Origin of the sequence: Aquitalea pelogenes (genome assembly GCF_001515305.1) — a bacterium.
GTDB lineage: Bacteria > Pseudomonadota > Gammaproteobacteria > Burkholderiales > Chromobacteriaceae > Aquitalea > Aquitalea pelogenes.
Genome location: NZ_LNQV01000008.1, coordinates 1 through 14178, shown reverse-complemented (window position 1 = coordinate 14178; position 14178 = coordinate 1). Strand labels below are relative to the sequence as shown.

General features: G+C 57.3%; 12 protein-coding genes. 8 read left to right on the top strand and 4 right to left on the bottom strand.

Annotated features, from left to right (window positions below):
* Window positions 1-283: 283 nt before the first annotated feature.
* Window positions 284-2161, top strand: a complete 1878-nt coding sequence (locus AWT75_RS04830; RefSeq protein ID WP_082695958.1) for a methyl-accepting chemotaxis protein — start codon at window positions 284-286, stop codon at window positions 2159-2161.
* A gap of 235 nt (window positions 2162-2396) precedes the next feature.
* On the opposite strand, the gene AWT75_RS04825 is transcribed toward AWT75_RS04830, so the two are convergent.
* Window positions 2397-3317, bottom strand: a complete 921-nt coding sequence (locus AWT75_RS04825; RefSeq protein ID WP_062787826.1) for a LysR family transcriptional regulator — start codon at window positions 3315-3317, stop codon at window positions 2397-2399.
* 134 nt (window positions 3318-3451) lie between these two features.
* Between AWT75_RS04825 and AWT75_RS04820 the strand changes: the two genes are divergently transcribed.
* Complete coding sequence (locus AWT75_RS04820) at window positions 3452-4210, top strand: SDR family NAD(P)-dependent oxidoreductase (RefSeq protein WP_062787823.1); 759 nt, start codon at window positions 3452-3454, stop codon at window positions 4208-4210.
* 74 nt (window positions 4211-4284) lie between these two features.
* On the opposite strand, the gene AWT75_RS04815 is transcribed toward AWT75_RS04820, so the two are convergent.
* Window positions 4285-4791: an SRPBCC family protein gene (locus AWT75_RS04815; protein ID WP_062787821.1), complete on the bottom strand. Its 507-nt coding sequence runs from the start codon at window positions 4789-4791 to the stop codon at window positions 4285-4287.
* Window positions 4792-4904: 113 nt separating this feature from the next.
* Here AWT75_RS04815 and AWT75_RS04810 point away from each other — a divergent pair, with 113 nt between their 5' ends.
* The 6 genes from AWT75_RS04810 (at window position 4905) to AWT75_RS04785 (ending at window position 13271) form a co-directional block, all read left to right on the top strand.
* The gene (locus tag AWT75_RS04810; RefSeq protein ID WP_062787819.1) at window positions 4905-5822 is read left to right on the top strand and encodes a LysR family transcriptional regulator; all 918 of its coding nucleotides are present in this window, start codon (window positions 4905-4907) and stop codon (window positions 5820-5822) included.
* A gap of 120 nt (window positions 5823-5942) precedes the next feature.
* Window positions 5943-6971 (top strand): LacI family DNA-binding transcriptional regulator, encoded by a 1029-nt coding sequence (locus AWT75_RS04805; RefSeq protein ID WP_062787817.1) that lies wholly within the window; start codon window positions 5943-5945, stop codon window positions 6969-6971.
* A gap of 55 nt (window positions 6972-7026) precedes the next feature.
* Complete coding sequence (locus tag AWT75_RS04800) at window positions 7027-8409, top strand: sucrose-specific PTS transporter subunit IIBC (RefSeq protein ID WP_062787815.1); 1383 nt, start codon at window positions 7027-7029, stop codon at window positions 8407-8409.
* Window positions 8399-9826, top strand: a complete 1428-nt coding sequence (locus AWT75_RS04795; RefSeq protein WP_161937725.1) for a glycoside hydrolase family 32 protein — start codon at window positions 8399-8401, stop codon at window positions 9824-9826. Before AWT75_RS04800 ends, AWT75_RS04795 begins: the two co-directional genes overlap by 11 nt.
* Window positions 9823-10737: a carbohydrate kinase family protein gene (locus tag AWT75_RS04790; RefSeq protein ID WP_062787810.1), complete on the top strand. Its 915-nt coding sequence runs from the start codon at window positions 9823-9825 to the stop codon at window positions 10735-10737. The genes AWT75_RS04795 and AWT75_RS04790 overlap by 4 nt, the downstream gene beginning before the upstream one ends.
* 1067 nt (window positions 10738-11804) lie before the next feature.
* Window positions 11805-13271 (top strand): phosphoethanolamine transferase, encoded by a 1467-nt coding sequence (locus AWT75_RS04785; protein ID WP_082695957.1) that lies wholly within the window; start codon window positions 11805-11807, stop codon window positions 13269-13271.
* 175 nt (window positions 13272-13446) lie between these two features.
* Here AWT75_RS04785 and AWT75_RS04780 read toward each other — a convergent pair whose 3' ends face one another.
* Window positions 13447-13629: a hypothetical protein gene (locus AWT75_RS04780; RefSeq protein ID WP_062787805.1), complete on the bottom strand. Its 183-nt coding sequence runs from the start codon at window positions 13627-13629 to the stop codon at window positions 13447-13449.
* Between the two features lie 37 nt (window positions 13630-13666).
* A partial coding sequence (locus AWT75_RS04775; RefSeq protein ID WP_161937724.1) for a TolC family protein occupies window positions 13667-14178 on the bottom strand: 512 nt, incomplete at its 5' end.

Below are 14178 nucleotides of genomic sequence, written 5' to 3'. Positions count from 1 at the left end.
GGCATGCAGGCAGACATTCGCAACAAACACCTACTCGCCCGGCAAAACATGGCCATTCATTTAGCAGAATGGCTTGGTAATGGTGCATCTATTGCCGGTGGGACTTGAAAGAAAAAGATTTAATAATAAGCTTCGCTTTGAAATATGTTTTATTTTCCGCAGGCAAGCATCCATACTATCTGGTGAGGACGTCTTGCGTCTGAAATCAACTGGCAACAAGGCAGGTGGATACTTCCCACGGCACCTGCTAGCCGGAACATAAAACTATAAAGGAGTGTGGATAATGCGGTCGTTAAAAGCCAAACTGATTATCTTTGTTGCAATATTGCTGGCCATCCTGAGCACCTGCATTGCCGCGCTGGTGTACAACCAGATGCGCAGCAGTATTGTCACCGGGGTGGAAAACGAATTGAGTGGCACAGCCAACGGCTATGGCACTTTTGTCAAAAGCTGGTACGACGAGAAGTTGCGCGCCGTGGTGGCAGGTAACCCGCTGGCCGACCATCCGGACCCTGTCCCCACCCTGGCCCGCATCAATGAGGCCGGTGGTTTCTCGCTGACCTATGTCGGCTTTGCCGATCACCACATTGTCTATTCCGACGGCCACGCCCAGAAGCCCGGCTACGACCCGGCCAAGCGCCCCTGGTACCAGCAAGCCGTAGCCGCAGGCAAGGCCACGGTGTCGGCCCCTTATGTGGACTTTGATACCGGCAAGCTGTGCCTGACCTTTGTTTCCCCGGTGTCCTCTGGCGGCGCACTCAAGGCCGTGGTGGGCGGTGACATTTTCATCGACGCCCTGGTCAAGACCGTGCTGTCGATCAAGCTGCGCGGCGATGGCTATGCCTTCCTGGTGGACAAGAGCGGCAACATCATCGCCCACCACAATCAGCAACTGACCCTCAAACCCATCACCAGCATTGCCCCCACCCTGTCGGCCGAACAGCTGAACAGCCTGGCCAGCAGCAATGCCATGCAGCTGATCCAGATGGAAGACAGCAACAAATACGTGAAGGTGGTGGCCATTCCGGGTACCGACTGGTTGCTGGGCGTGGTGATGAACGACAGCGTGATCCGCGAACCACTGAACAAGCTGTTGCTGACCATTGTCATCATCGCCGTTGTTTCGCTGCTGGTGCTGGTGCCGATTGCCAGCGTGATTCTGGCCTCCATGCTCAAGGGCCTGCGTCACCTGAACCAGGCCATGAATGAAATTGCCCGTGGCGAAGCCGACCTCACCCGCCGCATCGAGGTATCCGGCCAGGATGAAATTGCCGAAACCGCCCATGCCTTCAATCTGTTCGTCGATCATCTGCGTGACATGTTCCGCCAAGTCAAGCAGGAAGCGGACCGGGTGATCAGCGGAGTCGATGAAGCGGGCAGCACGGTACGCCGGGTGGCCGAAGACTCACGCGAGATATCCGACGTATTCAGCGGCAACGCCGCCACGCTGGAACAAATCACGGTCAGCATTGCCCATATTGCCGAATCCACCCGCGAAGCAGACCAGTTGGTGAGCCAGACCGACAGCGCCTCCACCCAGAGCGCCAGCGACATCAAGCAGATTTCGTCCGAAATGGCGCGCACGGTGGATGCCGTCAAGGGCCTGTCCGGCATTCTGGAAACCCTGGACAACCGTTCGCAGCAGATTACCGGCATTACCAATGTCATCAAGGACATTGCCGATCAAACCAATCTGCTGGCCCTGAATGCCGCCATCGAAGCGGCACGCGCCGGCGAGATGGGCCGCGGCTTTGCCGTGGTGGCGGACGAAGTTCGCAAGCTGGCCGAGCGCACGGCGCAAGCCACACTGGAAATCACCAGCATGGTGAACACCATCCGCAGCGAAACCAGCCAGGCGGTGAGCAATATGCAGCAGACCGTCAACTCGGTGGATGGCGGGGTGGAAATTACCCAGGGCGCGGTCAAGCGTATCGACGACATCCGCCAGGCCATGCAGGACGTGGTGAGCAAGATGAACGAGATTTCGCTGTCCACCAAGGAACAGCACAACGCCACCACGGCCATTTCGCAAAGTACCGAACGTATCAACAACCGCATCATCGACAGCGACCAGTCCTTGCAGGGCGTGCACAGCACACTGTCCACCCTGAATGACGCCGCCTCGAAAATGCGCGAAATGTTCAGCCGCTTCAAGGTGTAAACCCGCACCACACGGGCTGGCCACTCTCCGGTCAGCCCCTTCCTTCATGCCCCGCGCATGATATTGCTGCGAATACTCCACTCACTTTGCACTATGTGCATGCCCCCATCTCTGCCTGGTCCTGCAACAGCAAGCAACACATCATCAAATGGAAACTGTGTTGAGCCTCCTTCCAGTTACGGCGACAGAACCACGCTGGCGGCAATCAACAATCCGGCAGACCACCGGCGGCATACTACCCGTCCATCTTCTGCAAGCGGGATTGCAACAAGTCGGTCATCCAGTTCATGAATACCTGCACCCGCTGCGGCAGCTGGCGACGGTTGGCATAGATGAAGGAAATCGGCATCGGTGCCGGGCGATAGTCGGGCAGTATTTCCACCAGCTGTCCGCTGGCAAGATAGCTGCGCATACCCGGCTCGGGCGACTGCACGATGCCAAGGCCAGCCAGGCAGGCTGCTGTGTAGGCTTCGGAATTGTTCACGGTGAGCACACCGGCCATGGCGACATGGTGCACGCTGCCCGGCGCTTGCGGGTCGACATATTCAAAGCCGGGGTCCCGCCCGCCAAAATTGGCCTGGTAATGCACCAGCCGGTGCCGGTCCAGCTCGGCCGGTGACTGCGGCATGCCGTATTCGGCGATATAGCGCGGGCTGGCGCAGTTGATCATCCGGTACTGCCCGACCGGCCTGGCAATCAGGCTGGAATCCAGCAAGGCTCCCACCCGCAACACACAGTCAAAGCCCTCACGCACCAGGTCCACCCGCCGGTCGGTGCTGCTCAATTCCAGCTGCAAGGCCGGATGCTGGCGCAGGAAATCCGGCAGTTGCGGAATCACCAGCTCGCGCGCAATGGCCAGCGGCATGTCCACCCGCAAGCGCCCGCTGAGCGCGGCAGGCTCTGAGCGAAACATCTGCTGCAATTCGCTCATGTCGGCCAGCAGGTCCTTGCAGCGTTCCAGCACCACCTGCCCGTCCTGCGTCAGTTGCACGCTGCGCGTGGTCCGGTGCAGCAAGCGGGTGCCCAGCTGGTTTTCCAGCTGCTGCACCGCCAGCGAAACCGTTGCCTTGGGCAGCCCCAGGCTTTCTGCGGCGGCAGTAAAACCGGACAGTTCGGCAACGCGGACAAAAACCTGCATGGCGTCGAGTTGATTCATGGTGACGCGCCTTATTGTTAGCAAATACTGGACAGTCTAGCCATAAATTGCATGTTTATCGGCAAATTAATCAGCAATAGACTGCACAGCATCCGGCAGGCAATGCCCCACCCCACCTCTCGCAGGAGAACACCATGCAACAACGCATCGCACTCATCACCGGCGGCAGCCGTGGTCTTGGCAAGAATGCAGCACTCAAGCTTGCCGCCAAGGGCATCGATGTCATCATTACCTACCACACCCGGCGGGACGATGCCGACGCGCTGGTCCACCAGCTAGAACAACTGGGCCGCCGCGCGGCAGCGCTACAGCTTGATGCGGGCAATGTGCGCAGCTTTGCCACCTTTGCAGAACAGCTGAAAACCGTGCTGCAGGACAAATGGCAAACCGGGCAGATTCACCATCTGGTGAACAATGGCGGCATGGGCATTTACGGCAGCTTTGCCGAAACCACCGAGGAACAATTCGATGCACTGATGAATGTGCACCTGAAGGGGGTGTTCTTCCTCACCCAGACCCTGCTGCCCTTGATTGCCGATGGCGGGCGCATCCTTAACATATCCAGCGGCCTCGCGCGCTTCAGCTTCCCCGGCTATGCCGCCTACGCCACCATGAAAGGCGCGGTGGAAACCCTTACCCGCTACCTGGCCAGGGAGCTGGGCCCGCGTGGCATTTCGGTAAACGTACTGGCACCCGGTGCCATCGAAACCGACTTCGGCGGCGGCCAGACACGTGACAACCCGCAGGTGAATGCCATGATTGCCACCAATACCGCCATGGGCCGGGCCGGACTGCCGGACGACATTGGCGACGCCATCGCCGCCTTGCTGACCGCGGACAGCAACTGGATTACCGGCCAGCGGATTGAAGCTTCGGGCGGGATGATGCTGTAAGCACATGGTCGTCATGACAGAACCGGAGGGCTATCCGGCGCAGGAATGCGACGCGGACAGCCCTCCGGCCACGTTCATGACTGCCGTGCAGCGGCCACCATGCCATCCAGCCAGTCCTGATGGCCGTTGATCATGGGATTGGGCCTGGTTTGGGCCAGCGCCTGCGCCGGCTTGCCCACCTGGGTTTCCTGCGTGAGGATGCGCACCCGGCCAGCAGAAAGCTCTTCAATCAGCCAGGCGTGATGTACATCCAGCCTGTCTTCCGCCGTGCTGCCGGCCCAGCCATGCCAGGCAATGCGGGCAGCCTGGCCGGGGACTGGCGCGATGTACTCGACAACTTGCGCCTCCACCGGGAAGCCGAAGGTTTCAAAGTAAAAACGGTCGCCCATGGCCAGTTCCGGCCCCTTGCCATCGTAAAAGCGCGGATTGGCCGAATTGGCATAGTAGCCAGGCCACAGCTGCGGTGTGTTCAGCAAGGTCCACAGTTTTTCGATGGTCACGCCAGTGACAATCACTTCATTGGAACAGTAATTGTCGGTAAAGCCGGGCACATAGCCGGCCGGCCAGATAATGTCGCTCATGATGTTTTCCTTGCGGCAGTTAACAGTAAGAAAGTCTGCTGCTACTGTACGCATTGCACATCAGCGAATAAATGGCGGTAAAATCACATCATCTGTTACATAAAAGAACAAATATGCCCGCATTCGACGCCACCCAGATCAGCACCATCGCCCTGTTTTGCAAAGCGGCAGAGCTGAGCAGTTTTTCCGCGGCGGCGGAAGCGCTGGGGCTGACGCCAGCCTCGGTCAGCCGGGCCATCAAGCGTCTGGAAGAACGGCTGGGTGTACGCCTGTTTGCACGCACCACACGCACCATGCGGCTGACCCACGAAGGCGAACTGTACTGGCAGCAATGCCGCCAGGCACTGGACCAGATTGCCGAAGCCGAGCGCACCATCACCGGCCGGCAGAAAGTGCCCAGCGGCCTGCTGCGCATCAGTGTTGGCACCCTGTACGCCAATTACCGCTTGCTGCCCTTGCTGGAGGAATTCACCAGCGCCTATCCGCAGATCGAACTGGAGCTGAGCCTATCCAACCGGGTGGCTGATATTGTCGAAGAAGGCTACGACCTGGCCATCCGCATCGGCACACCACAGGATTCCCGCCTGGTGGTGCAGAAGCTCGAAGACGCCACGCTTGGCATCTTTGCCACACCCGGTTATCTCGCCCGGCGCGGCGTGCCGCGGCAGATTGATGAGCTGGCCGGGCATGACTGCCTGCAATTCATCCTGCCCAGCACTGGCCGCGCCATGCCATGGCTGCTGACCCTGCCCGGTGGCGAAGCGCTGGACCATCAGTTCCACAGCCGCCTGCGCCTGCTGGACGATGCCCAGGGCTGCATCAGCTGGGGGATGGCCGGAGGCGGACTGTTCCAGACCTACCATTTCATTGCCGCGCCCGCACTGGCACGCGGCGAGCTGGTGGAAGTGATGCCGGATCACGCTGGCCGGGCACGGCAGTTTTCCGTCACCTACCCGCAAAACCGTCACCTGTCGGCACGGGTGCGGGCATTTGTCGACTTTCTGCTGGCCCGGCTGCGCCAGCCTGCCTGAAACCGGCCAGAAGCCGCACAGGCAGGCCCTGCCCCACCACGCAATACACCAGCCACACAACAGCCACACAACAGCCAAGCCGATTGACAAGGCCCCGGCCCTGCGGTTAGCCTGCGCAACATGGAAACGTTACCACAAACTGCCAACAGCATTCGCGAAGTGGCTGCGCTGGCGCAGACTTCCGTCTCCACCGTGTCGCGGGTGCTCAACCAGTCCGGCTATGTCAAAGCCGAGGTACGCGAGCGCATTGAACGGGTGATTGCCGCCACCGGCTTTGTCCCCAGCGCCGTGGCCAAGGGCTTGCAGCGCAAACAGTCCTCGCTGGTGGGCGTGGTGATTCCGCGTATCGACTCCTACAGCATCAGCGCCATGATGGCGGGCATTTCCGCCGTGCTGGAAGCAGCAGGCTACAGCCTGCTGCTGGCGCATACCGACAATCAGGCCGAGCGTGAACTCAAGGCCCTGCAACTGTTCAAGGAGCAACGCGTCAACGGCGTGCTGCTGCTGGCTGCCGAACTGGGCGAGCAACACCGCCAGGCTTTTGCCATGCTGCAACGCCCGCTGGTGGTGCTGGGTCAGGACGCATCGGACCTGGGCCTCAGCTGCGTATTGCAGGATGAATGCGCCGCCGCCACCGCCCTGACGCAGGCATTGCTGGAGCGCGGCCATCGGCGCATTGGCTTTATCGGCGTCAATGCCCGCGACGTTCAAGTAGGCGGCGAGCGCAAGCGCGGCTACCAGAACGCCCTGGCAGCAGCAGGCATTACACCGGATGACACCCTGATGACGGCAGGCGGCTTTGATTTTGCCAGCGCGGCACAGGCCGTGGACCTGCTGATGGCCCTGCCGCAGCGGCCCACTGCCCTGCTGGCGGCCACCGACCGGCTGGCCATTGGCGCCATCAGCCGTCTGACAGAACTGGGCTTGCGCGTGCCGCAAGATGTTTCGGTGGCCGGCATGGGCGATATCGATATTGCCGCCATGATGCAGCCGCGCCTTTCCACCGTGCATTACGATTACCAGGCCAGTGGCCGCCAGGCAGCGCAATTGCTGCTGGACCAGTTGCAGCAAAAGACGGCCACCAGCAGCAAGCTGGTGATGCCGTTCACCATCAAGATGCGCGATAGCGCACGGCAGTTGGCCCCGTAACACTTTGGGGCTTTTTAAAACGCAAATGTGGTAACGTTACCATATGGAGGAGACAATGAATTACCAACAAATTGCCGCCGATATCCTGCCCCTGGTAGGCGGCGCAGAGAACATCGACAGCATTGCCCATTGCGCCACCCGGCTACGCCTGGTGCTGCGCGACACGCAGCTGGTGGACAAGGCCGCGCTGGATGCGCTGGACAGCGTGAAAGGCAGCTTTGTCAATGGCGGTCAGTTCCAGATCGTGCTGGGGCAAGGGCTGGTCAACCACGTCTGCGCGGCGCTGATTGCCAGCACCGGACTGAATCAGGCCTCCACCCAGGAAAGCAAGAAACTGGCGGCAGCCCGCCTGGGGCTGGCCCAGCGACTGGCGCAGACCCTGTCCAATATCTTTGTGCCCATCATTCCGGTCATCGTGGCTTGTGGCCTGCTGATGGGCGTCATCGGCACCGCCAAGACACTGGGGCTGGCCAGTGACACGCCCTGGCTGCAGATGGTGGACATGTTCTCCAACACCGCCTTCGTGTTCCTGCCCATCCTGATTGCCTTCTCCGCCGCGCGCGAATTCAATGGCAACCCCTTCCTGGCGGCCGCGCTGGGCGGCATCATGATTCACCCTGCCCTGCAGAATGCCTGGACGCTTGGTTCCGGCATTCATGAATACTGGACGCTGTTCGGCATGCATGTGGCCAAGGTGGGCTACCAGGGCACGGTGTTGCCGGTGTTGCTGGCGGTATGGGTGCAAAGTCATATCGAGCGCCAGTTGCGCCGCATCGTCCCCAACAGTCTGGACCTGATCCTCACCCCGTTTCTCACGCTGATGTGCAGCGCGCTGATTGCGCTGCTGCTGATCGGCCCCTTCGGCCGCATGCTGGGGGATGCCATTTCCATCAGCCTGATGCTGATCTACCAGCATGGCGGTGCACTGGCCGGCCTGCTGTTTGGTGGCCTGTACTCACTGGTGGTGATTACCGGCGTGCATCACAGCTTCCATGCCATCGAAGCGGGTTTGCTCAGCAACCCGGCCATTGGCAAGAATTTCCTGCTGCCCATCTGGTCGATGGCCAATGTGGCGCAAGGCGGTGCCGCGCTGGCGGTGTTTTTCCGCACCCGTGACAACAAGGTCAGACAGATCGCCCTGCCGGCCGCCCTGTCCTGCCTGCTGGGCATTACCGAGGCCGCCATCTTCGGCGTCAACCTGCGCTTTGTCCGTCCCTTTGTCGCCGCGGCACTGGGTGGCGCACTGGGCGGTGCCTGGGTGGTGTTCAACCAGGTGTCGATGACTGCCATCGGCGTCACCGGCCTGCCCGGCATTGCCATTGTCCCGGCCGGCAGCATGCTGTCTTACATTGCCGGCCTGCTGATTGCCTTTGGCAGCGCCTTTGCCGCCAGCTGGCTGTTTGGCCTGAAAACACAGGATGCAAAGCGTGAGCAATAAGCACCACGCAGCCACTGGCAACTGGCGACCGGCCTTTCACCTGTCGCCCCCGCAAGGGCTGCTGAACGACCCCAACGGACTGGTTTATTTTGCCGGGCGTTACCATGTGTTTTTCCAGTGGAACCCCAATGCCTGCACACATGGTGCCAAATCATGGGGCCATGCCAGCAGCCCGGACCTGCTGGACTGGACCCTGCACCCGCCTGCACTGCAACCGGGCGAGCGTTATGACAGCCACGGCTGTTATTCCGGCTCCGCCTGGGTAATGGATGAGCGGCTGTGGCTGATATACACCGGCAATGTGCGTGACGGTGAAATACGCCACAGCTACCAGTGCCTGGCGGTGACCGACGACGGCATCCACTTCACCAAACTGGGCCCGACACTGGAGCAGCCGCCCGCAGGCTATACCAGCCATTTCCGCGACCCGCGGCTATGGCGGGAACGGGACGGTTTTCACCTGGTACTGGGCGCGCAGCGCAACAACGGCAGTGGCACGGTGCTGCATTTTCACAGCCCTACGCTGGAAAAATGGACGCTGCGCGGCGAGCTGTTACCCGGCAGCAACAACGGCTATATGTGCGAATGCCCGGACCTGCTCACCCTGCAAGACCGCCAGCTGCTGCTGTTCTGCCCGCAAGGGCAGGCCGGCACAGGCTGGCCCTGGCCCAATGCCAATGCCAGCTGCTACACCAGCAGGCCGCAAGACAGCGCTGTATTTGACCTTCCGCAGGCGCTGGATTACGGCCCGGACTTCTACGCCCCGCAAACCCTGCACGGCCCGCATGGAGAACACATCCTGTGGGGCTGGATGGGCAGGCCGGAACAGCCCGACACCCCCAGCGTGGCCGATGGCTGGAGCCACTGCCTGAGCGCGCCACGGTTGCTGAGCTGGCATGACGGTGAACTGAGCCAGCAGCCGCACCCAGCACTGCAAGCCTTGCGTGGCGAAGGCCTGTTGCTGACCAATCAGGCCATTCACGGCAACTGGCAGCATGCCGCCGTGCACGGCGAGTGCGCCGAACTGCAACTGAGCCTGCACAGCGAGGACGCCAGCGCCTGTCACCTTGTCTTGCGACAAGGCCAGCACTGCCACACCCGGCTGAGCTGGCTGCCGGCCACGGCCGAGCTAGTGCTGGACACCCGTCACAGCGGCAGCGCACAAGGCCGTATCAGCCGCGCACCACTCCCCGCTGGCAACAGGCTGCAACTGCATCTGCTGCTGGATCGCAGCACGCTGGAAGTATTTGCTGCCGATGGCACGGTGGTGATGTCGGCCTGCATCTTCCCCGATGCAGACGCCCAGGGCATCAGCCTGCAGGCAGAGGGCGACATCCATATCGAGCAACTGGCGTTCTGGCCACTCAATGCCATGCCGGTACGCATGGCCGCAAGCGGAGAAAGCCTGACAGCATGACGCACCCGCACTATCTGGTTTTTGGTGAAGCACTGACCGACTTCATCCTGCAAGACGATGGCCGCTGGCAAGACTATCCGGGCGGTTCCTGCTGGAACGTGGCGCGCGTGGCGGCACGGCTGGGTGCCCGCGCAGCCTTTGCCGGAGCAGTCAGCCAGGACCGTTTTGGCGATGCCCTGTGGCAAGGCGCGCAAGCAGCGGGCCTGGACATGCGCTATACCCAGCAACTGCCCTACCCGCCGCTACTGGCCATGGTGCCATCCACCCGGCCACCGCAATATTTTTTCATTGGCGACAACAGTGCCGACCTGCACTTCGACCCCGCCCAACTGCCTGCGGCTTGGGAGCAGTCGGTACGCATTGCCCATTTTGGCTGCATCAGCCTGGCACGCGAACCACTGGCCAGTCGTCTGGTGCAACTGGCCAGACAACTGGCGGCACAAGGCTGCCGGATTGCCTTTGACCCCAACTTCCGCAACAGCATGCACACGCCAGGTTACCTGGCACATTTCAAGGCCATGCTATGCCTGGCTGACTACATCAAGGTGGCAGACGATGACCTGTTCGGCCTGTATCCCGGGCTGGACAAACACGCGGCACTGGCCACCCTGCGCCGACAGGCTCCGCAAGCCAGCATCCTGTTCACCCGGGGTGCCGACGGCATGACGCTGTTTGCCAACGGCAAACAGTACCAGCAGGCCGCCCTGCCCGTTAGCGTGGCAGACACCGTCGGCTGCGGCGACACAGCCATGGGTAGCTGGATGACGCACTTGCTGCAGCAACCGGAGGCCACGCCGCAAGACTTGCTGCGCTTTGTTGCCGCCGCAGCGGCCTGCACGGCAAGACAGCATGGTGCGCATGCACCCACGCGGGAAGAAGTGGCGCAGCTATTGGCTGAGCACAGCGGCTAAGCAGCGTGCAAGTGGTATTGGCAACAGTCAATCAGAATGGCCGGGTTTAACCCGGCCACTCCGGCTACAGACAAAGAAATCACTGCAACCCAGCCAGATTCGATATAGCGGGGCCATTCGATCAAGCAATGGATTCCGCAGCACTCTCAATTTATTCCCCATTCCCTTGCCTTTGCCTTTGCCTTTGCCTTGCCAATCGCAAAAGGCAGTCACGATTCTGTTAAAGAAATATATATTTTTACTTTGTCAATAATCTGAAAATGGCCAAAACCGGCATTTGAGGCTGTTGACAAAGTAATCTCCATGACTCACCTGACTCGGCATAGCCGAACCTTTCTATTAAGTGACCAAAGTCACAACCTTCGCACTTCTCCGCTCCACCCTTTCCTTGAAAATAATTTAAGGCAATATCAGATTTTTCCTACAAATCTATAAGTGAAATTTGTCAAAAATCTGAAAAATAGAATCTAACTCAGCTTTTATTTCAGCAAGATCCTATTTACTTCCCTTGTGACTCACAAGAAGGTTACCGAAGAAGGTAATCGCCACCACGCCAACGCGCTCTTTTCCGCAGTCAAATATATTGCATCCAAAATCTTTCGGGCTTTCATACGGTCACGATAAGCCCCACTGCGCTCTGCCATTCCCTTCCATATTCGCCAATACCTCCATCTGTTGATTTAAAGAGAAGCATCTCTATCATCAGGCACCATCTACTTTAACGGAGCGATCTACATAAGGCGAAGATTCCCTATCTTAATGAACGGAGGAATTTAAAAATCAAAAACCAGATTATTCCCATTGATAAATACGAAAAATATCCAGGAATGCATATTAATCATGCAGGCTACTTGATTTGCATGACACCAACCATTGACAAACACACTCTCTACAGCCTTGCACCTAGCCAACAGAACGGAGAGCTGCCGTCTTTCACTGAATATTGAACTTAAATATGGCAAAGCCGCCAGCTGCTCTTGCAGGCACTGCGCGCCAATACTCACCTGAAATCACATCCAACACAAAGCGAACCACTTTTACAAATCCAACTTAAAGAAAGATTCTTCGTGAAGACGGTTTTTAAAAAAATAATTCACTACATGCATGCCAATAAAATCTGGATTATTCCTGCAATAGCCATTGCACTTCTCCTTCCATACAATACTGGATATGGAAGCATTGGAAATGCATGCCTAACTTTCGCCACATTGATAGTCGCAAGAAAAAGCAGACCAGCACTGTGCCTGTTATTCATATTACTCACACCTGCAATCTTGTACATCCCAGCCGGACACGCCTACGGCAGGATAAACATAGGACACGCCGCATCCCTTTTACAGACAAATACAGTTGAAGCAATTGAATTTATTAAATTAAACTTTGTCGGCATTATTTTATGCATATTGACAATGCTTTTCCTCTTTATATTCATTGCCAAATCATGGAATTCAAATTCAAAAAAAGGTCAATATATATATCTGACTGCATTCATCCTATTGAATGTAAACTCATACCCCAAACGATTTGCCATTGCAGCATACGTGGGATTAACAGAGGCAAAAACCGAAGTTGCAATCTTAAAACAAGGCATTTCAATTAAAGATCAATTCACCATCACCAAAAATGACATCAAATATAAAAATATATTAGTAATTATTGGAGAAAGTGTTACTCGTGAATACATGTCTGTTTATGGCTACCCGCTAGACACAACACCATGGCTGAAAAATGCCAATGGTGATTTTTATACGCATGCAATCTCACCCGCACCAAATACCTTTCTTTCGCTACCAAGAACGCTTGCAATATTTGATGAAAATAAAAAAGAAGCAGCAAATAACATCGTAAATTTATCAAACAAAGCGGGTCTCGATACATACTGGGTGTCAAATCAAGGGCGTATTGGGCAGTTCGACACTCCCGCAGCAATTATTGCATACAACGCCAGACACAAGATTTATTTAAACAGCGGCGACTACGAGAGCGCCAAAAATTCTGACGACTTTAAAATGCTACCCTATATAAAAAACATAATCCAGGGCAAAGATAATAAAGTTATATTTGCACACATGATTGGCTCACACCCAAATCCATGCGACAGACTTCAGTCCTATCCATTATCTTTCAACACTGGAAATAAAATCATAAATTGCTACCTCTCATCAATCCAAAAGCTCGACACCTTCATAAAGAGGTCAGCCGAAATGCTAGTACAAGATGGCAAGCCATATGTGATTTTTTACCTTTCGGATCACGGACTTACCATTGACGACTCAAGCAATCCAGTTCGGCACGGCAATGCTCGCAGAGAAAATTACGACATACCTTTTTTAATTATTGATAGCAAATCCACAACGCACAGATTAATAGATATTCAATTTAGTAGTTCTGAATTTTTATCGAAATTTGCTAAAAAAGTTGGCATTGAATACAAACTACCTTTAGACATAAAGCAAACCTCAACCAATATGGTTTACAATGGCACATCATTCATCGATTACGAATCCTTGCCGACTTCCAAAATAATTGACTGACAACTGTAAGGACTGAGGGCACTATTAAATCGGAAGAATTCTCCACCTGTAAATCAATGTATTGGCTGAGCACAGCGGCTAAGCAGCGTGCATACCACCGATTACCGCTATCCATAAAAAAGCCATGCACTGCATGGCCTTTTTTATGGTTCATCACGGATTACGGGACACTGACTCAGTGATGCTCACCCGCACGCTGGCGGTTTACCTCGCACGGGGTTCCGGCGGTGCAGAAGGCATCATTGGCATTGCGTCGGGCATGTTGCTGGCTTGTCTGGCTTTGCGCCGGAGTATCGGAGGCAAAGACCTGGCTGCTGCATGCCACCAGCAGCAGGAAGGGGGCGATGAATTTGTGCATGCTGTTTCCTTTGAATTGGTTTCTGTTTCGTTGATGTTTACTTGCTGGCGTTGTCATCCCAGCTGCCGCCCAGTGCGCGGATCAGGCTGAGTGAGGCCAGGTAGCGGTCCTGTCGGATACTCAAGGCCTGACGCCGTATGCTCAGTTCGCTGCGCTGGGCGTCCAGCAGTTCCAGCTGGCCGGTCTGGCCATTGCGATAGCGCGAGTCAGCCAGCGCACTGGCGCGGGCTGCGCTGTCCACTGCTTGCTGCTGGGCCGCTTCCTGCTGCGCCAGCAGGCGGATGTCGCTGAGCGAATCCTCCACTTCTGCCAGAGACTGCAGGATGCTGTGGCGGTAATCCGCCATCGCCACTTCCATGTCGGCACGGGCCGAACCCAGCAGTGCCTGACGGCGGCCACCATCGAGCAGCGGCAGGGACAGCAGGCCTTCCACCGACCAGGCGCGGGCCGACCAGCGGAAGATGTCGCGCAGCTGCGAGCTGGCATAGCCACCGGCCGAGGTCAGTGTCAGATCCGGAAACCAGGCGGCTTGCGCCACCCCGACGCGGT